Raw genomic sequence first — 19,232 nt, 5'->3', positions numbered from 1 at the left:
TTTAACAATAAACAGGAGGAACCGACCCATGAAGATGAAGTCCCTTTTGAGCACCGCATCGCTCGCGATCACGATCGCAGCATACGCGGCAGGCGCGCAGGCGCAGATCGCGATCGGGCATCTCGCCGACTATTCCGGCGGCACCTCCGACGTCGGCACCCCGTTCGGGCAGGCCGTCGCCGACACCTTCGCCTGGATCAACAAGAACGGCGGCATCGGCGGCAAGCAGGTCAATCTCGACACCAACGATTACGGCTACCAAGTGCCCCGCGCGATCGCGCTCTACAAGAAATGGTCGGCACCGGACAACAAGGTCGCCGCGATCATGGGCTGGGGCACCGCCGACACCGAAGCGCTGACCGGCTTCCTCGCCCAGGACAAGATTCCCGACATGTCCGGCTCCTACGCCGCGGCGCTGACCGATCCCGAAGGCGTCAGCGGCAAGGCCAAGCCCGCTCCTTACAATTTCTTCTACGGCCCGAGCTATTCGGACGCGCTGCGCGCGATGCTGATGTGGGCGGCCGAGGACTGGAAGGCCAAGGGCAAGTCGGGCAAACCCAAATTCGTGCATATGGGTGCCAACCATCCCTATCCGAACGCGCCGAAGGCCGCCGGCGAGGCCATGGCGCAGGAGCTCGGCTTCGAGGTGCTGCCGCCGCTGATATTCGCTCTGACGCCCGGTGACTACAGCGCGCAGTGCCTGAGCCTGAAATCGTCCGGAGCGAACTACGCCTATCTCGGCAACACCGCCGCCTCCAACATCTCGGTGATGAAGGCCTGCAAGACGGCCGGGGTAGACATCCAGTTCCTCGGCAATGTCTGGGGCATGGACGAGAACGCCGCCAAGACCGCGGGCGATGCCGCAAACGGCGTGATCTTCCCGCTGCGGACAGCGGTGAGCTGGGGCGGCGACGCGCCCGGCATGAAGACGGTGATGGAGATCTCGAAGATGTCCGACGCCAGCGGCAAGGTCTATCGCCCCGTGCACTACGTCGCGGCCGTCTGCTCGGCGATGTACATGAAGGAAGCGATCGACTGGGCCGCAAAGAACGGCGGCGCCACCGGCGAGAACGTCGCCAAGGGCTTCCACCAGAAGAAGGACTGGGTGCCGTCGGGCATGGAAGGCGTCTGCAATCCCTCCACCTGGACCGAGAAGGACCACCGCGGCACGCTGAAAGTGGATCTCTATCGCACCAAGATCTCGGGCTCGACCGATGGCGACCTCAACGATCTCATGGCCAAGGGCGCGATCAAGCTCGAGAAGGTCAAGACGGTGGAGCTGCCGCGCAAGCCGGAACTGCTGGGGTGGTGAGCCCGGCTCTTACCACACGAACACTGTCATCCCCCGCGAAGGCGGGGGATCCAGTACGCCGCAGCTTCTCGAGGAATCTCCGGCGCCTCTGGAATACTGGGTCGCCCGCCTTCGCGGGTGACGACAGCGGAGAATGAAGACGCATGTCCCAAACCATTGAAGCAACCCGCTCAACTCCCGCCGCTGTCGCGACGCCGCCCCTCCTCGCCGTGCGCAACATCGAGGTCGTCTATGACGATGTGATCCTGGTGCTGCGCGGCCTCAGCCTCGACGTGCCCAAGGGCGCGATCGTGGCGCTGCTCGGGGCCAACGGTGCCGGCAAGTCGACGACGCTCAAGGCGATCTCGGGGCTGCTCAAGACCGAGGACGGCGAGGTGACGCGCGGCGAAATCCTGTTCGAGGGCGAGCGGATCAACGGCATCGATCCCGACAAGATCGTCCGCCGCGGTATCTTCCAGGTGATGGAAGGCCGGCGCATCGTCGCCGACATGACCTCGCTCGAGAATCTCAAGCTCGGCGCCTTCACGCGCCGGGACCGCGAGGTCGACGCCGACCTCGACATGGTCTTCAGCTATTTCCCGCGCCTCAAGGAGCGCACCGGCCTTGCCGGTTATCTCTCCGGCGGAGAGCAGCAGATGCTCGCAATCGGCCGCGCGCTGATGGCGCGCCCGAAGATGATCCTGATGGACGAGCCTTCGATGGGCCTGTCGCCGCTGCTGGTGAAAGAGGTGTTCTCGATCATCCAGAAGATCAACCGCGATCTCGGCGTCACCATCCTGCTGGTCGAGCAGAATGCACGCGCTGCGCTCTCCGTGGCGAGCCACGGCTACATCATGGAGCAGGGCAAGGTCGTGCTCGACGGCAGCGCCGACGCATTGCGCGACAACGAGGACGTCAAGGAATTCTACCTCGGCGGCGCCGGCGACCAGCGCAAGAGCTTCAAGAACCTCAAGAGCTTCAAGCGGCGCAAGCGCTGGCTGTGATCCACAAGGAGCCTAGCCGAGCACCTGCTCGGCTTCCGTGACCGCGCAGAGAACATGATAGAACGACGACGCAGGAATGGTGTCGATCAGCGATTTGCCGTCGCGATCGAACTGGTCGTACCAGCCGCCCTTGACGGGATGGCTGAGATAATGCCGTTCGAGCCGCACCAGCGCCGCGCGCGCCTCGTCCGCCGCACCCGCCTCGCCGGATTCGGCCTGCGCGATCCACGCCTTCGCGATCTCGGTTTGCGGCCACAGCCGGCGCGTGCCGCGGCGGATGTTGCCGCTTGCGTCGCCCTCGTCGACGAGGCAGCCCGTCGCCTCGTCGCGATAGCGCAGCGAGGTCTCCAGCAATTCCGCACGACGCTGACCGGTCGGGCAGCCTGTAATCCGTTCAAAACCTTTCAGCAGCCAGACCCACTCCGCCTGGTGGCCCGGCTCGACGCTGACCGGCTCGATCTTCGACCAGTCCTCCTCGAAATACTCGGACAATACGTGCTTCTGCTTGTCGTAGAGGTTGGCGAGGAACAATGCGAAGAATTCTCCGGCACGGTTCTGGAACGACAGATCATGCGTCGCCTCGAAGCACGCGATCATCGCCTCGAACAGATGCATATGCGGGTTCTGCCGGCGCGGCAGCGAGACCGGGAGGCCTTCGTGAACGCCGCCATGCGGCGAGCGCAGGTGGCCGTCGAGGAAGGCGAGGAGCGCATCGATCTCGGCGCGGACCTGCGCATCCTGGTCGAGCGCATAGACGCTGGCGAGCGCAAACAGGATGAAGGCGTGGTCATAGGCATCACGCCGGGCATCCAGCACCGATCCGTCCGGCGTCAGCCGGTGCACATAGCCGGGCCGGCCATCGGGCGCCCTCGCTTTGGCCAGCAGGTGCTCCAGCCCCTTCAACGCAGTCGTGCGCCCCTCGGGATACCAGCCCATCTGTGCCGCCTTGGCGTAGCACCAGATCTGGCGGGCCTGCACGAACACGCGCCGGGGCGCGGCCGCATCCGCCGCACCGTCGCGGTGCAGCCTGTCGATGAAGCCGCCCGCAGCGTGATCCCAGCCGACCGTCGACCACAACGGCAGCGCCTCGTCGATCATACGGCGCTTCAGGCGCGCAACGACGTTCGACGCCTCGTCCGCCGCGATGATTCCTTCGTCCGCCATCGGATCCCTTTCAAGCCTCGCCAATGGCGGTCTGATAGCCATGCCGGTGGCGGCGCGCAACGGATGCCAACACGGAAAGAACAGCCATGACCGCCCATTACGACGCCCGCGAGACGCGTGAGCAAGCCGCGCGCGAGGCCGACCTGTTCGCCCGCCTCCCGGAGGTGCTGCGAGCCGCGATGGCCGCCCCGGCCTATGCCGAGCGGCTCAAAGGCTTCGATCCCGCCGCCGTGACCTCCAGGGCGGCTCTGGCGGATTTGCCGGTGTTGCGCAAGTCGGAACTGCCCGCTCTGCACAAGGCCTCCGCGCCCTTCGGAGGCTTCGTGGCGGGGGCCCCGGGCTCGTTCGCCCGCCTGTTCACCTCCCCCGGTCCGATCTTCGAGCCGGAAGGGCGGCAGGCCGATCCCTGGCGCGGCGCGAGGGCGCTGTTCGCAGCCGGGTTCCGCCCCGACGACATCGTCCTCAATACCTTCAGCTATCATCTTACCCCCGGGGGTTTCATCTTCGATGCATCGGCGCGTGCGCTCGGGTGCGCGGTGATCCCCGCCGGCCCCGGCAACACAGAGCAGCAGTTCGAGCTGATCGAGGCCTACCGGCCGGTCGGCTACAGCGGCACGCCGGATTTCTTGAAGATCCTGCTCGATGCCGCGGCAAGCTCGGGGCGTGACGTTTCCTCGATCAAGCGCGCGCTGGTCTCGGGCGCTGCATTCCCGCCCTCGCTCCAGGCCGAGATCAAGGGGCGCGGCATCGACGCCTACCAGGCCTTCGGCACCGCCGATCTCGGCCTCATCGCCTTCGAGACCGAGGCGCGCGAAGGCATGGTCGTGAACGAGGACCTGATCCTGGAGATCGTCAAGCCCGGCACTGGCGATCCGGTCGCACCAGGCGACGTCGGCGAGATTGTCGTGACTTCGCTCGACCCGCACCATCCCTGGATCCGGCTCGCGCTCGGCGACCTCACCGCGGCCCTGCCCGGCACGAGCCCGTGCGGGCGCACCAACATGCGCATCAAAGGCTGGATGGGCCGTGCCGACCAGACCACCAAGATCAAGGGCATGTTCGTCCGTCCCGAGCAGATCGCCGAGATCGGCAAGCGCCACGCGGGGCTCGGAAGACTTCGCCTCATCGTCACGCGCCAAGGCGAGACCGACGCCATGACGTTGAGAGCGGAAGCTGCGACCCCTAGCGACTCGGTCCGTGACGAGATCGCGGCCAGCTTGCGCGCCGTGACGAAGCTCGGCGGAGCCGTCGAGCTGGTCGGTCCCGGCACGCTGCCGAATGACGGCAAGGTCATCGCGGACGAGCGCTAGCCTCAGCTCGATTTCGACAGCAGGTCATTGCCGAGGCCGAGCACATCCCTCCGCGAAGCCGGAGCGCGGAACGAACTCTCGGCATGACGGAGATGACGGCGTAGAGCCCGGTTTTCAGGCTATGGCTGCAATGCCGCCGGGCGCAGGAACCTTGCATCGTCCCGGCCGCTCCCGTATTACCAGACCCTGCTGCGATATGGCCGGAATCGGCCCTTTCTGGACCCCAAAACGTGCTTGACCGAACCCTCGTCACGATCGCCGAGACGGAGACCATTGAGGAAGCCTTCCGGCGCCTGAACGCGAACATGCTCGGCATCCTGTTCGCGCAGGACGCGAGTGGGCGAATCGTCGGCGCTGTGACGGACGGCGACATCCGCAGGTGCATGCTCACCGGTATCACGATCCAGGACCGGGTTGTGTCCTGCATCAACCGCAAATTCGTCTGGGCACCGACCGGCGGGCCACGCGAGCAGATCCTCAAGCTGCTCGACCAGCGCGTCCACGTCGTGCCGATCCTCGATGGCGAGGGACGGCTGGTCGACGTGTTCAGCCGCGAACTGTTCAACCTGTCGGAAGAGAGCGAGGTGTTCGCGCGCGCCCGCTCGCCGGTGCGGATCAGCTTCTCCGGCGGCGGCACCGACCTGACGCATTACTTCGTGGCGAATGACGGCGGCGCGGTCATCAGCGCCACGATCAAGATGTACGCTCACGCGACGCTGCGGCGCCGGAGCGATCCCAGCATCCGGATCTACTCGCACGACTTCCGCCGCACGGTCGAGGCCGACAATCTCACCGAGCTCGGAACGGGCGGAGATCTCGCACTGATCAAGTCGGTCGTGCGCCTGATCAAGCCGACTTACGGCTTCGAGCTCGAAGTGTCCGCCGACTTCCCGGTCGGTTCCGGCCTCGGCGGCTCCGCGGTGGTTTCGTCGGCGATCATCGGCTGCTTCAACGAATTTCGCAGCGACCAGTGGGACCGCCACGAGATCGCGGAGATGGCCTTCCAGGCCGAGCGGTTGATGCTCAACATCCCCGGCGGCTGGCAGGATCAGTACGCCACCGTGTTCGGCGGATTCAATCACATGGAATTCTTCTCCGACCAGAACACCATCGTGCCGCTCCGCCTCGATCCCAACATCATCGCCGAGCTCGAGGAGAGCCTGGTGCTCTGCTACGTCGGCGCGGGGCGCGATTCCGGCGCCATTCACCGCGACCAGAAGGCTCAGCACGAGACCAGCGACGCGGTGGCCGCAGCTGCCAAGCAGAAGGAAGTGACGCGCGACATCAGGCGGCATCTGCTTCGCGGCCAACTGCTGGAATGCGGCCGGCTGATCGACGAGGCCTGGCACGCCAAGCGGAAGCTGAGCTCCAAGATCTCGTCGGACGCGATCGACGCGATCTATGATTTTGCCAAGCAACATGGCGCGGTCGGCGGCAAGTTGCTTGGCGCCGGCGGCGGCGGTTACTTCATGTTCTTCGTCCGCCCGTTCGAACGCTACCAGCTGATCGCGGCGCTGGAACAGCAGGGGCACAGCTGTTCGCGCATCATGTTCGAGGAGAACGGGCTGCGGACGTGGAAATCGCGTGTTCCCGCCCAGCCAGCCTGACGCATATGAGACGAGAATGTTGATGACATCGCCCAAACAGCCAGCTCCGGTCCGCATCGGCAACCGTCTTCTGGGCGATGGCGAACCCTGCTACGTCATCGCCGAGATCGGCAACAACCATAATGGCGATTTCGACCGCGCCATTGCGCTGGTCGACGCCGCGGTCGCGGCCGGAGCCGATTGCGCCAAGTTCCAGATGCGCAAGCTCGACGAGGTCTATCGCGCCTCGAGCCTGTCCGGCAAAGACGACGACCTCGCCGTCGAATATACGCTCGATCTTCTGCGCCGCTTCGAGCTGCCGACCGCACAGCAGAAGAAGATCGCCGATTATTGCGCAGCCAAGGGCATCGAGTACCTCTGCACGCCATGGGACGCCAAGAGCGTCGCCGTGCTCGAAACCTTCGGCGTCGAGGCCTACAAGGTCGCCTCGGCCGACCTCACCAACCTGCCGCTGCTCGCCCGCCTCGCCGCCACCGGCAAGACGCTGATCGTCTCGACCGGCATGAGCACGACGGACGAGATCAAGGCCGCGGCGAAGTTCCTCGACGACCGCAATGCCAGCTACGTGCTGCTGCATTGCCAGAGCACCTATCCGGCCGCGCTCCACAACATCCATTTGCGTTTCATGGAAACGCTGCGCGAGATCCATCCGGTCGTCGGCTATTCGGGCCACGAGCGCGGCATTGCCGTTTCGACCGCGGCCGTCGCGCTCGGCGCCGTCGTCATCGAACGCCACATCACGCTCGACCGCGAGATGGAGGGGCCGGACCATGCCGCGAGCCTGGAGCCGGAGGAATTCAAGGCACTCGTCTCCGGCATTCGCGAGGTGGAAGCGGCCCGCGGCGAGAAGCTCGCCGAGCGCGCGCTGAGCCAGGGTGAGCTGATCAACCGCGAAAACCTCGCCAAGAGCCTGGTGGCCGCGCGCGACCTGTCGGCCGGCACCGTGATCTCCGAAAGCGACATCGCCGTGAAGAGCCCGGGACAGGGCCTGTCGCCGCTCAAGATGCCGGCGCTGCTCGGCCGCAAGCTGACGCGAACGATGGCAGCCGACGACTATTTCTTCCAGAGCGACCTCAATGAAGGCGCCGCGAAGGCGCGGCGCTACCGCTTCGACCGCCCCTGGGGCGTGCCGGTGCGCTATCACGATACCGAACGCTTCTTGGAAATCTGCGAGCCCGACATCATCGAATTCCATCTCAGCTACAGCGACATGGAGCGCGATCCGGCGGCCTATCTGTCGGGTACCTATGATCTCGGTTTCGTGGTGCATGCGCCGGAGCTGTTTGCCGGCTCCAAGCTGATGGACCTCGCAACGCCCGACGAGGCGCTGCGGCGCTACTCGCTGGAGCAGACCCAGGCGGTGATCGATATTACCCGCGGCCTGAAGAAGTTCTTCCCCAAGACCAAGCGCCCGCCCATCGTCGCCAATATCGGCGGCTTCACCATGGACGAGCCGCTGCCGCCGGAGGAGAAAGCCGAGCGCTACCGCATCTTTGCGCAGAGCTTGACCGAGCTCGACATGGAGGGTGTCGAGCTGACGCCGCAGACCATGGCGCCATTCCCCTGGCATTTCGGCGGCCAGCGCCACCAGAACATCTTCATCTTCCCGGAGGAATCGGCCGCGTTCTGCGCCAAGCATGGTTTGCGCATGTGCGTCGATATCTCCCACACCAAGCTTGCCGCCAATCATTTCGGCTTCGACTTCGCGCAAGGCCTCGCCCAGCTCGGGCCACACACCGCACACCTGCATTTCGGCGACGCCAAGGGCCTCGACGGCGAAGGTCTCCAGATCGGCGAAGGCGAGATCGATTTCGACGAGATCGGACAGGTGTTGCGCAAGCATGCACCGACGGCGTCGTTCATTCCCGAAATATGGCAAGGCCACAAGAACATGGGCGAAGGCTTCTGGACCGCGCTCGAGCGTCTGGAGGGACACATCTGATGGCGCGCAAGACGCTGGCCGTGATCGCCGCGCGCGGCGGCTCAAAGGGCATCCCGCACAAGAACCTGCTCGATCTCTGCGGCAAGCCCCTGATCGCCTGGACGGTCGAACAGGCCCGCGCGGCTCGCGGCGTCGACGTGGTGGCGGTCTCGTCGGACAGCGACGCGATCCTCGCCGCGGCCGAGGCCGCCGGCGCCGTCGGCGTGCGGCGTCCGGACGACATTTCGGGCGACCTCGCCTCCTCCGAATCGGCCTGGCTGCATGCCCTCGATGCGACCGAGGCGCAAATGGGCCGGTTCGAGCGCGTCGTCGCGCTTCAGGCCACATCGCCGATCCGCGAGCCCAGCGACATCGAGGACGCACTTGAGACCTTCGATCGCGACCATCTCGACAGCCTGCTGTCGGTCTGCGAAGTTGAGGACTACTTCAACTGGCGGATCGGCGCGAACGGCCCGGAGCCGATCAATTACGACTATCGCAACCGCCGCATGCGCCAGCAGATCGAGAAGCGCTACCTCGAGAACGGCTCGTTCTACGTCCTGATCCCATCCCTCCTGCGCGAGCAGAACAATCGTCTCGGCGGCAAGATCGGCTTCCACGTCATGGATCGTCACAAGATGTTCCAGATCGACCGCCCCGAGGACGTCAAGCTTTGCGCCGCCATCATGCGCAGTTACGGCTATGCCTGATCTCAGCGCCTTCTCGCTCGCAGGCAAGATCGCGGTGGTCACCGGCGCCTCGCGCGGCATTGGCGCGGCGATTGCGAGCGGCCTCAAGGATGCCAACGCCACCGTGTTCGGCCTCAGCCGGTCCGGAATCGCGCCGCAGGGCGTCACCGCCATTGCCTGCGATCTCTCCGACGACGGCGCGATCGAAGGCGCGTTCCGCGCCATCGCGGCAAGAAGCGATCGCATCGACGCACTCGTGAACGCCGCCGGCATCAGTCTTCCGGCCCAAGGCGGCGAAAGCGAGCTCGCACGCTTCCGCGCCACGGTCGCAACCGATCTCACCGGCGTCTACGCCACCATCCTCGCCGCCTATCCGCTCCTGAAGAACGCGGGCTCGGCGGCGATCGTCAACGTCACCAGCATCAATTCGGTGCGCGGCTTCCCCGGCAATCCCGGCTACGTCGCGGCAAAGGCGGGGCTTGCCGGGCTGACGCGCGCACTCGCCGCCGACTACGCGCCGGACGGCATCCGCGTCAACGCACTTGCGCCGGGCTACGTCGCGACCGAGATGACCGCGAAGAGCTATGCCGATCCCGTCATGCACGAGGATCGGCGCCGCCACACCATGCTCGGCCGCTGGGGACAGCCCGCCGACATGGTGGGTGCCGCGGTTTTTCTGGTCTCGGAAGCCTCCGCCTATGTGACCGGCCAGGAAATCTTCGTCGACGGCGGCTGGATCGCCAAGGGCCTCGCCATCAGTTCGGACAGCACATCGTGACCACAACGCTCGAACGCATCGGCTTCATGCAGGGACGCCTGTCGGCTTTGGTCGACGGCAAGATCCAGGCGTTCCCGTGGAACGAATGGCGGGAGGAATTTCCCCACGCCAAGGCGCTCGGCCTGAGGCGGATGGAATGGACCATCGATCAGGAACGGCTGCGCGAGAACCCGCTGATGACCGAGCCGGGGCAACAGGAGATTCTGACGCTGGCACGCGAAAACGGCGTGCGCATCCCGAGCCTGACCGGCGATTGCTTCATGCAAGCGCCGTTCTGGAAGGTCGATGCGGTCGTGCGCGATGCTCTCGTCAACGATCTCGATCTCTTGATTGCCGCCTGCAGCCGCATCGGCATCGAGTTCATCGTGGTCCCGCTGGTCGACAACGGCAAGATCGAGCGCGAGAGCGAGAGCGACACGCTCAAGCGGGTTCTGATCGCCCGCCGCGAGCAGCTCTTGAGACAGAACGTCAAGATCGTCTTCGAGTCCGATCTGCCGCCGCGCGATCTCGCCCGCTTCATCGAGGCGTTTCCGGCGGAGGTCTTCGGCATCAACTACGACAGCGGCAACAGCGCTTCGCTGGGCTACGACAGCGCCGAGGAGATCGAGGCCTACGCGCCCCGCATTCTCAACGTCCATGTCAAGGACCGCGTGCGCGGCGGCACCACCGTGCCGCTCGGCACCGGCAACGCTGATCTCGCCAAGACGATCCGGCTGATCGAGCGCTCCGGCTATAGGGGACAATACATCCTGCAAACCGCGCGGGCCGGCGACGGCGATCACGCCGGCGCGCTGGCGACATATCGCGACATGACGATTCGCTGGATCGAGGATGCCGCGCGATGAGGCTCGAGCTAGATGATCGCGTCGCGCTCGTCACCGGCGCCAGCCGCGGGATCGGGCTCGCGATCGCGACGACGCTCGCCGCCGAAGGCGCCAGGGTCGCGATCGCGGCGCGCGGCGCAGATGCGCTCGATGCCGCGCGGGATACGGTCGGCGGCAGCACGTCGGTCCACGTGGCCGATGTCACCGATCCGGCTGCCGCAGCGAGGCTGCTGAACGAGGTCGAACGGCAGTGGGGGCGCCTCGACATTCTCGTCTGCAACGTCGGCAGCGGCGCTTCCGTGCCGCCCGGGCAGGAGAATGCAGCGGAATGGTCGCGGGTGATGGACCTCAATCTCTTCGCCGCGACCAACATGATCGAGGCTGCACGTCCGCTGATGGCGCGCGGCAGCGGCGACCGGTCGATCGTCTGCATCTCCTCGATCGCCGGCATGGCGGCGCTGGGCGCGCCCGTCACCTACTATGCCGCGAAGGCGGCGCTGAACGCCACCGTGCGCGGGCTGGCACGCCCGCTGGCGCTCGAGGGCATCCGCATCAATGCGGTCGCGCCTGGCAACATCCTCGCCGCCGACGGCACCTGGGCGCGCAAGCTCGCCGAGAACAGGGCCGCGGTCGAGGACATGCTTGTTCGCGAGGTGGCACTGCGCCGGCTGGGGAAGCCGGAGGAGGTCGCCGACCTCGTCGCGTTCCTCGCCTCGCCGCGCGCGGCGTTCATTACCGGCAGCGTCATGGTCGCCGACGGCGGCCAATTGCGCGGCTGAACAGGAGCTCCCGATGGCAAGCCCGTCCTCACGCTATGACCTGACCGGCCGCACCGCTCTCGTGACCGGTGCAGGCGGCCTGCTCGGCCGGCAGCATGTCGCCGCGCTCTCCGAGGCCGGCGCGCGCGTCGTCGTCACCGACGTCGGACTTGCGCAGGCCGAAGCCGCCGTTGCCGCACTCAAGCAGAATGCGCCGTCCGCCGAACTGATCGCGCTTGCGATCGACGTCACCACACTCGATTCGGTGCGCGCTGCGCACGAGCAGCTTTCCGGCCGCGACGTCTCCGTCGACATCCTCGTCAACAACGCGGCCATCGATCCCAAGGTGACGTCCGCACCCGGCGTGATGCATTCCTCCCGCTTCGAGGCGTTTCCGGTACCGCAATGGCAGACCGAGATCGCCGTGGGCCTGACCGGCGCGATGCTGTGCGCTCAGGTGTTCGGCGGTGCAATGGCATCGCGTGGCCGCGGCGTGATCCTCAACATCGCCTCCGATCTCGGTGTAATCGCGCCGGACCAGCGGCTCTATCGCCAGCCGCAGGTGACGCGCGAGGAGGAACAGCCGGTGAAGCCGGTGACCTACTCCGTGATCAAGCACGGGTTGATCGGACTGACGAAATATCTGGCGACGTATTGGGCCGATCACGGCGTCCGCGTCAACGCGATCTCGCCGGGCGGGGTCTTCAACAACCAGGATCCGGCCTTCGTCGAGCGACTGACGCGCCTGATCCCGATGGGCCGCATGGCAGATGTCGACGAGTACCGCGCCGCGGTGCAGTTCCTGTGCTCGGATGCCTCGAGCTACATGACCGGGCAGAACCTGGTGATGGATGGCGGGCGGAGCGTGTGGTAGCGGCTCGCAGTTCAGGATGCAGCTGTTCGGCGGGATACCGCCTCAGCAGGCGGCCAGAACCGCCCGACGATGACAGCATTGACCCGCACGCCCGCGGGCCATTTCCAATCAGTGCTGTAAAATACCGGCAAGATTCATGTGAGCGGGACGGGAGTGCTCGATGCCCAGCAGCGTCCGCCGATTGTCATTTGTGCGCTGCAGGTGCAGGCTGGCGAGCGTAACCCCGGCGCAGGTGGTGACTGTGCTTCCGCGACCGCTGAACGGCTTGAGGAAATCGAACACACGAGGGCCGAACATATCCACGACCGACGTCTCGCGCGCCCCGAGCGGCGGGATCTCGCCGAAGTCCGCCTCGAGCTCCTCGCCGTCCTCGCGGATCAGCCTCGTCGTCGGCCGCGCCGAATGGGCATATTCGGGATCGGAAGAGTGATTGATCAGCAGCACACTGCTGACGATGTCGCTGGTCGCAATGATCTTCGGATTGATGCCGGTGAAGCCGACATGCGCCTTGAGCCGGCCCTCGTTCAAGGGCCGGGCAAACGCGCCGGTGCGGTAGATCGCGACGTTGTCCTGGTCGACATAGGTCATGGAATAGCTGGCAGGCGAGGATCGGAAGCCGTCCATTCGTCCGCGCGACATCACGGCGATGACCAGATAATCGTCCTGTGGCAGCTTGAGCGAGGCGAAAAGACGCGACAGTTCGATCTCGACGGACGCACCCGGCGCGTAATCCCGAGGGAACTCGTAAGTTGCCCGGTACTCGCCATTGCGCGAGAGAATGTGCAGCTTGAACCTCAGCTTCTTGCTGAAGCCCGATGCGACCAGGCTGGCGAGCTCGGGAACAAGATCCTTGAACGTTTCGCGAAAATTCTTGCGCAGGCTGCCGGCGACGAGGCTACGCAGATACCTGATGTCGATCGGACGATACCAGGCAGGTATCGAGAAACCCATGCGCGATTCGACGCCGGCAAACGTCGGGAACATGAATCTGGGCTCGTAGGGCTTCCAGGGACGGGATGGGAAACGAGTCACGGACGCGCCCTTCAAAAATGATGCAAGCTGAACTTGCCGTTGGCAAATTCGTAATAGCTGAACGGACTGGCGATGTTGGTGCCTTTGAACTCGAGGGCAAAACCTTCGGCCGCGCCGATCAGCTTTTCGGCCTCGGGGAAAAGATCCAGCGTGCCGATGCGGGCGGCTCCCATCGGCGCGATTTCCGGCAGCGCACGCTGGCCCAACTCGGTGCCGTCCAGGGCCATGAGCCGGGCCGTCCCGACGGAGATGCCCTCGGACGCCATGCAGGAGTTCACCAGCACGACGCCCGATTCCTTCAGGAAACGGGTGAGATAGGATTGCATCCAGGCGGAAGTCGGGAATGGTGCCGCGGCGACCGGCTCGCGCTCGTGCGACAATGTCACCGCGCCGTGCTGCGAGAAATATTGCGCGTAATAGCCGGTGGTCACCTTCCGACCGGGACGAAGCTTAGTCTCGTGCTTCGGAATCAGCGCCATCGCCACCGTACCCGAAACCCGGGGACACAGATCCGAAGTCTGCAACTGCAGTTGGCCGTTGATGCCGAGTTCCCTGTGGAAATGACCGGCCGGCGTGCCCGCACCGTCAAAGAACCAGACATGCGCATCCACCTCCGGATGGTCCTTCATGAAGACCGAGAAGTAGTTGAATGCGGAGACCTCCGTCGTGACGGTCTCGTCATTGCGCAGGTAGAGCACAGCGGGCGGATAACCTCGGGCGACGGCCTCGCCAATCAGCAAATCACCGGGCATTCGACGGGACTCGGCGGGAGAGCAAGGGATCAGCATAGACCGAACCGGCCGGCGGCTTAACCCAAATCATACGCGATGTTCTTGCCCGCATGCTAAAACGTCGGCGAGATTTCAGCGCCTGTTTACGCTGTGCCGACAAGGGAATCAACCGGGAAGGGCGCAGCGATGAGCGATTCGGAACAATGCACTTTAAGTCCGCACGCCATCGTCGGCTCGAGCTCCGGCTGCCCAAGCAGCCGCTGGATATGAGGGGGCCCTTGCTACCGGAACGAGTGCCGCCATCTTTGCGCTCGAATCCTTGCATTGCGGCTACGGCTCCCGTATGACCGAAACTGGCTACGTGACCTGGTATGCGCCTCAAACAGGCGGAACATCGGCCTTTCCTGGACCTACACCGTGCTTCGACCGCGCTTCAGCATCACTCCGACCGTGGCCATTCCAGCGAGGAAATGCTGACGTGCGCTGGCAAACAAAGGCGCGGGCGTTCTCCGTATTGTCGAACATACCTTGGGGCGAAGACCTGCATTACGCCCTGCAACGCTACGTCACACGACGGCTGCCGCGCCCCGAACGACAGGTCAGGTCCATCTATACGCTTGCGCAGCGGCTGCTGGGCGTCCACGAGAGGTACAGCATCCGACCGTTGCGAGATTCGACTTTTTACGAATTCGGCGCCGGGCGGGATCTGATCATTCCTCTCGCCTTCAGTGCACATGGGGCGCGGCGCTTCATCACGGTCGACATCGAGCGCTTGGCCAAGCTGGAACTGATCCGCTCCAACGCGGCCGTGATTTCTCGACTGAGCGGGACCGACCACCCCGACTTGAAATCCATAGAGGACCTCGAACGTTACTGGCACATCGACTACCGCGCACCGGCCGATGCCCGAAAGACAGGTCTGCCAGCCAGTTCGATCGACTGCGCTGTCTCCGTCGAAACGCTCGAGCACATTCCCAAGACCGACATCGCGGCGATCTTGAAGGAGTTGCGACGCATCATGCGCCCTGACGGGCTCATCCTCATGCAAATCGACTACGGCGACCACTTCAAAAGCTTCGATCCGTCCATCAGCTCGTTCAATTTCCTGACCTATTCCGACGAGGATTGGGCGCCCTTCCAGTCTCGCTTCCAATACGTCAATCGTTTGCGCCACAGCGAATATCTGCAGCTGTTCAGAGAGGCCGGGTTCGAACTGCTCAGCGACCAACCAGACCGCCGGCCACCGGAGCAGCCGATCCTGAAGCGCTTGGCACCGCGCTTTCGAAACTTCTCCCCAGAGGATCTGTTCACGCTCGGCTCCCTGATCGTTGGCCGCCCAGCCGACCTCCCGAAGGGAAATTGAGGATCGCCAATTCTCGGCTGCTACGACGGCCCCCATCCTAGAGATCTCGCGATGTGGACGACCACCTTTGTCCTGACCTTGCTGTACTTCCTGATCCAGCTCGGCACCGGGTTTTCGATCTTGGCCATTGCGCCTGCGAACCTGGTATCGGCATGCCGGCTCACGAAGGCTCAGTTCGTTGTCCTTGGATTTAGCGTCGGCGCCTCTGCCACGGGCATCCTGCTCGGCGCCCTATCGCTATTCGTGACCGACATCTGGCTTCAGTTCGCGACATTGGTCGTCGTATCCTGCTTCGGACTTGCCTGGTCATTGCCCAACTGGTGCCCGAGCCCCAATGAGGCGCGCGCGGCTGCCACCTGGTGCATTCTGTCGCTACCAATCGCGCTGCTGACATGGTGGTGGTCGTTCGGCGCATTTTCCAGCTTTCCATTTGCGGACATCGGCGCTGATGTTCACTGGATGAAGACTGCACAAGAGTACGCCGATCGCGGTATCATCAATCCGTATGCGGCCCAGTCCTATGTCGATCTTCGTTCGGGAGTAGCAGGCGCGCTCGCGGGAACGCTGGGCCTGGAACTCCTTAGATTTACCTGGACCTATCGCTTCTTCTCGATCCTGTTTTTCCTGTTGGCGTCCTACGCCTTCGTGCAGGGCGTCTATCCCACCTCGCCCCGGAAATGGATCGCTTTCTTCTTTGCCGCGACCACCAATGCTGTCGCCCTGATGACGAACGGCAGCTTGGCGGTCGTCGGCAGCGTCGTATTTCTCGGCGTGCTGATCAGCAATGCACCGCGCGAGGCAAACGCTGTCTCGGCCCGATCTGTTCTGCTGCTGACTATTGCCGCGGGCGCGACTCTGCTGTTCGCGTTCGTCTTGAACAACAACACGCTCGTGCTTGCTCTGCTCATAGCCGGGCTGTTCCTGCTCAGGATTTTGGGCGGCGCCGGAAGATATGGCGCGGTTTTCCTCCTTGGTTGCATCTGGCCAGCGACGATGGTGCTTGCACATCGCGGCTCCTACCTGTTCGTTCCGATCGTTGTGGCCAGCTGGCTCATGTATCTCGTGATCGCGAGAATGATTTCTGCCTGGCCATCGCCCAGCATCGCGGTGCTGCGGCTTATGTCCTTCGTGCTACCCCCCATCATTCTCGGAATTGTCGTCTGCGTTGCGGGAATGCGCTTCGGCTACATCCCTTCGATAAGCGCCAACGACACTTTTTCCTCGATTACGGAATTGATGCTGGGCCGAAGGATCGAAGGCGGTGAAGAGCTGTTCCTGGGCTCCGGACCGCTGGTCGCCACGATCGAGCTCGGCCGGACGATCGGTCCGGTCCTGTCCATCTGCACAACGCTGGGCATTGCGTGGTGGTGGATGACCCGACCCGCCCGTCGAAATTCTTCCGGTGCGATCGGGCCTCGTGACCACGGCTTCGTGACACTCCTGTGGTCCTGGATCGCCGGCTGCAGCCTGAGCCTTGCCGTACTCTCCGGCTTCCCGTACCTGTATCGCACCAGCACGATCATACTGTCGCTGTTCACGATCACGGCCACTGAGGTCTTTGGTCAGTTATTGTTCGATTTCAGTCCGCTCCCGCGCTATCGGCGGGCCCTGATGGCCGCGGCAGTCACACTGCTTGCAAGCGCTCTTGTGATTCTGATCTATGCCTTTCCCTGGCGAACCGACCTGCCTTTTGCCGGCTATCAGGCCGTCCTGCGACCGGTGGAATTGGCCAGCGTCGCGCTGCTCGTCGCGCTCGCGCTATTGACCCTGGTTCAGTCGCGACGGGTCTACATCTTCGCTCTGGCGGGGATCGTGGGCTTGGGAATGGCCATCGATAAGGTCGGTCTGTCCGGCATCAATAGGAGCTACAGTTACGGCCCCCTTCCCGACCGCACTACAATCGTCTCACACTACAACGCCGACGAGCTCGAATTGGCCCGTTGGCTCCGCCAGAATCTACGAAAAGGGATCATCCTCTCGGACCCGTACACGATGGGCATCGTTCGGGCGACCACCGGCGCGCCGGCCGCCTATCTGTTCTCGAATCTGGACACCGTGAACGAAATGGTCGCAACGCGGGCAAAATCGGTCGTGCGCACGATTCTGCAGCCGGCCGAGGGAGATCAGCGGCTTGCAAGTACTTGCAGCCTGATCGCCCCCCTGGTTGGATCCATCAACGCGGAGGCCTTGTTCCAAATGGGAAGGGCCGATGCTCTGAGCGGAATCATGCGATCGATCCGCACCGCGCCGGCACAGGGCCAGAAAGCGGCCCCGCCGCCTTCGGACGTCGCCGCGGCATTGATCCCTGAAATTCCGCCTGAGGAGGCCAAGGCCACGATCCAGAACATCCTGCAGACGGGCGAGAATGCCTGGAACCTCGTCGCGATCATCACACCCCGCACGATCGAGTGGACCCATCTCGCGGCCAGCCAGCGTCTCGGCTATTTTCCTCCCGCAGAGCCGATAGAGCCGACGATCATTGATGCCCTTCGCGCAGGCCCGTTTCCAGTCCTGTTCGCCAACAGGCAGACCGTCGTCGTTCGCATTCCTTGTTCGCACTGATATGAAGACAAGACGGGAGTTAGCCGGCGTATTGCCGCAGATTGGCGTTGTGCTGCATCATTCAGGGTGTCGAAGGGACAAATCATGCTGAGACAGGCCGTCGTCCTCGTCGGAGGGCTGGGCACGCGGCTTGGCGCGCGCACCAAGGCGGTGCCGAAACCGATGCTCGACATCGGCGGCAGGCCGTTTCTCGACACCCTGATCGATGAACTCGTCCGCTATCACGTCTTCGATGAAATCCTCCTGCTAGCCGGCCACAAGGCCGACCTCGTCGAGAGCCACTACGCCGGCGCTGCGCGGGGCCGGGCAAAGATCCTGGTGTCGCGCGAAACCGAGCCGCTCGGTACCGGCGGCGCGCTCGTGAACGCACGCGATCTGCTGCACGACCGCTTCCTGCTGCTCAACGGCGACTCGCTGTTCGACTTCAACCTGCTTGATCTGATCGCGCGTGCGCGGGACGGTCGGATTCACATGGCATTGCGCGACGGCGTCGTCGGGGACCGCTACGGGCGCGTCGCGCTCGAAGGCGACGTGGTGCGCGATTTCATCGCCCCGGGTGCGGGCGCCACCGGTCCGGTCAATGCCGGGATCTACGTCGTCGACAAGTCCGTTCTCGCCGATATCGCGAAGCTTCCCGCCTCTCTCGAACAGGACGTGTTTCCCGGCCTTGCCTCGCGCGGCGAGCTGCGCGGCACCGCCTATCGCGGCTATTTCATCGACATCGGCATCCCCGACGATTTCGCGCGCGCCGACCGCGAATTGCACGACAAGCTGCGGCGGCCCGCCGTGTTCTTCGACCGCGACGGCGTGCTCAACCATGATTCCGGCTACACATTCGAGACGCACAAGCTCGAATGGATCGACGGGGCACGCGAGGCCGTGAAGGCCGTTAACGACGCCGGCTACTTCGCCTTCGTCATCACCAATCAATCCGGCGTCGCGCGCGGCTATTACGAAGAGCATCACGTCGTCACCCTGCACCGCTGGATGGCGGAGCAGATGGCGCTGGTCGGCGCGCATATCGACGCCTTCGAATATTGCCCCGATCATCCCGAGGGAACCGTGGCCCGCTATTGCCGCGTCAGCGACCGTCGCAAGCCGGGCGCGGGCATGATTACCGACCTGGCGCAGCGTTTCCCCATCGACATGGCGCGCAGCATGGTGATCGGCGACAAGCCAAGCGACCTCGAGGCCGCGCAGGCGGCCGGCCTTCCCGGCCATTTGTTCCAGGGCGGCAATCTCGAGGCGTTCGTGAGAGAGCGTCTGAACGCGGCCGGCAAGACTTAAATGGCGCGTCAAAAACTGCTGCATCCCCGGGCATTTG

16 protein-coding genes are annotated in these 19,232 nt (G+C 64.3%); 13 read left to right on the top strand and 3 right to left on the bottom strand.

All coding sequences use genetic code 11. The features are described 5' to 3' along the window. Positions 1-28 precede the first annotated feature (28 nt). Together P0R31_RS12855 and P0R31_RS12850 are read left to right on the top strand one after the other, a co-directional pair. Entirely contained in the window at positions 29-1,312 is a 1,284-nt protein-coding gene (locus P0R31_RS12855; protein WP_275514390.1) for an ABC transporter substrate-binding protein, read from the top strand. A gap of 143 nt (positions 1,313-1,455) precedes the next feature. Further along, entirely contained in the window at positions 1,456-2,295 is an 840-nt protein-coding gene (locus P0R31_RS12850) for an ABC transporter ATP-binding protein (protein ID WP_275514389.1), read from the top strand. A gap of 12 nt (positions 2,296-2,307) precedes the next feature. On the opposite strand, the gene P0R31_RS12845 is transcribed toward P0R31_RS12850, so the two are convergent. Beyond that, complete coding sequence (locus P0R31_RS12845; RefSeq protein ID WP_275514388.1) at positions 2,308-3,459, bottom strand: AGE family epimerase/isomerase; 1,152 nt, start codon at positions 3,457-3,459, stop codon at positions 2,308-2,310. 86 nt (positions 3,460-3,545) lie between these two features. On the opposite strand from P0R31_RS12845, the gene P0R31_RS12840 reads away from it, so the two are divergent. From P0R31_RS12840 to P0R31_RS12805, 8 genes are all read left to right on the top strand, one after another. Beyond that, positions 3,546-4,769 (top strand): phenylacetate--CoA ligase family protein, encoded by a 1,224-nt coding sequence (locus P0R31_RS12840; protein ID WP_275514387.1) that lies wholly within the window; start codon positions 3,546-3,548, stop codon positions 4,767-4,769. A 230-nt stretch (positions 4,770-4,999) separates the two neighbouring features. Beyond that, positions 5,000-6,376, top strand: coding sequence for a CBS domain-containing protein (locus P0R31_RS12835; RefSeq protein ID WP_275514386.1), 1,377 nt, complete (start codon positions 5,000-5,002; stop codon positions 6,374-6,376). Positions 6,377-6,398: 22 nt separating this feature from the next. After that, positions 6,399-8,318: an N-acetylneuraminate synthase family protein gene (locus tag P0R31_RS12830; RefSeq protein ID WP_275514385.1), complete on the top strand. Its 1,920-nt coding sequence runs from the start codon at positions 6,399-6,401 to the stop codon at positions 8,316-8,318. Continuing rightward, positions 8,318-9,007 (top strand): acylneuraminate cytidylyltransferase family protein, encoded by a 690-nt coding sequence (locus tag P0R31_RS12825; protein ID WP_275514384.1) that lies wholly within the window; start codon positions 8,318-8,320, stop codon positions 9,005-9,007. Before P0R31_RS12830 ends, P0R31_RS12825 begins: the two co-directional genes overlap by 1 nt. Continuing rightward, positions 9,000-9,764, top strand: coding sequence for an SDR family oxidoreductase (locus tag P0R31_RS12820; RefSeq protein WP_275514383.1), 765 nt, complete (start codon positions 9,000-9,002; stop codon positions 9,762-9,764). The genes P0R31_RS12825 and P0R31_RS12820 overlap by 8 nt, the downstream gene beginning before the upstream one ends. Continuing rightward, positions 9,761-10,609, top strand: coding sequence for a sugar phosphate isomerase/epimerase family protein (locus P0R31_RS12815; protein WP_275514382.1), 849 nt, complete (start codon positions 9,761-9,763; stop codon positions 10,607-10,609). The genes P0R31_RS12820 and P0R31_RS12815 overlap by 4 nt, the downstream gene beginning before the upstream one ends. Continuing rightward, on the top strand, positions 10,606-11,367 hold the full coding sequence (locus tag P0R31_RS12810; RefSeq protein WP_275514381.1) for an SDR family NAD(P)-dependent oxidoreductase: 762 nt from the start codon (positions 10,606-10,608) through the stop codon (positions 11,365-11,367). The genes P0R31_RS12815 and P0R31_RS12810 overlap by 4 nt, the downstream gene beginning before the upstream one ends. Before the next feature lie 13 nt (positions 11,368-11,380). Further along, entirely contained in the window at positions 11,381-12,220 is an 840-nt protein-coding gene (locus tag P0R31_RS12805) for an SDR family oxidoreductase (protein ID WP_275514380.1), read from the top strand. A 108-nt stretch (positions 12,221-12,328) separates the two neighbouring features. On the opposite strand, the gene P0R31_RS12800 is transcribed toward P0R31_RS12805, so the two are convergent. Together P0R31_RS12800 and P0R31_RS12795 are read right to left on the bottom strand one after the other, a co-directional pair. Next, positions 12,329-13,204, bottom strand: a complete 876-nt coding sequence (locus tag P0R31_RS12800) for a hypothetical protein (RefSeq protein WP_275514379.1) — start codon at positions 13,202-13,204, stop codon at positions 12,329-12,331. A gap of 59 nt (positions 13,205-13,263) precedes the next feature. Beyond that, a complete protein-coding gene (locus P0R31_RS12795; RefSeq protein WP_275514378.1) occupies positions 13,264-14,004 on the bottom strand; it encodes a hypothetical protein in 741 nt (246 codons plus the stop codon). Between the two features lie 457 nt (positions 14,005-14,461). Between P0R31_RS12795 and P0R31_RS12790 the strand changes: the two genes are divergently transcribed. The 3 genes from P0R31_RS12790 to P0R31_RS12780 all read left to right on the top strand — a co-directional run bounded on the left by P0R31_RS12790 (position 14,462) and on the right by P0R31_RS12780 (position 19,195). Continuing rightward, complete coding sequence (locus P0R31_RS12790; protein ID WP_275514377.1) at positions 14,462-15,346, top strand: class I SAM-dependent methyltransferase; 885 nt, start codon at positions 14,462-14,464, stop codon at positions 15,344-15,346. Between the two features lie 51 nt (positions 15,347-15,397). Then, positions 15,398-17,908 carry a hypothetical protein gene (locus tag P0R31_RS12785; RefSeq protein ID WP_275514376.1) on the top strand — a complete coding sequence of 837 codons (2,511 nt, stop codon included), beginning with the start codon at positions 15,398-15,400 and terminating at the stop codon, positions 17,906-17,908. Between the two features lie 84 nt (positions 17,909-17,992). Then, positions 17,993-19,195, top strand: a complete 1,203-nt coding sequence (locus P0R31_RS12780; protein WP_275514375.1) for an HAD-IIIA family hydrolase — start codon at positions 17,993-17,995, stop codon at positions 19,193-19,195. The last annotated feature ends 37 nt before the right edge of the window (positions 19,196-19,232 follow it).

This window comes from Bradyrhizobium yuanmingense (assembly GCF_029167105.1).
In the GTDB taxonomy this organism is placed as follows: Bacteria; Pseudomonadota; Alphaproteobacteria; order Rhizobiales; family Xanthobacteraceae; genus Bradyrhizobium; species Bradyrhizobium yuanmingense_A.
This window is presented reverse-complemented; position numbering and strand designations above follow the sequence as displayed.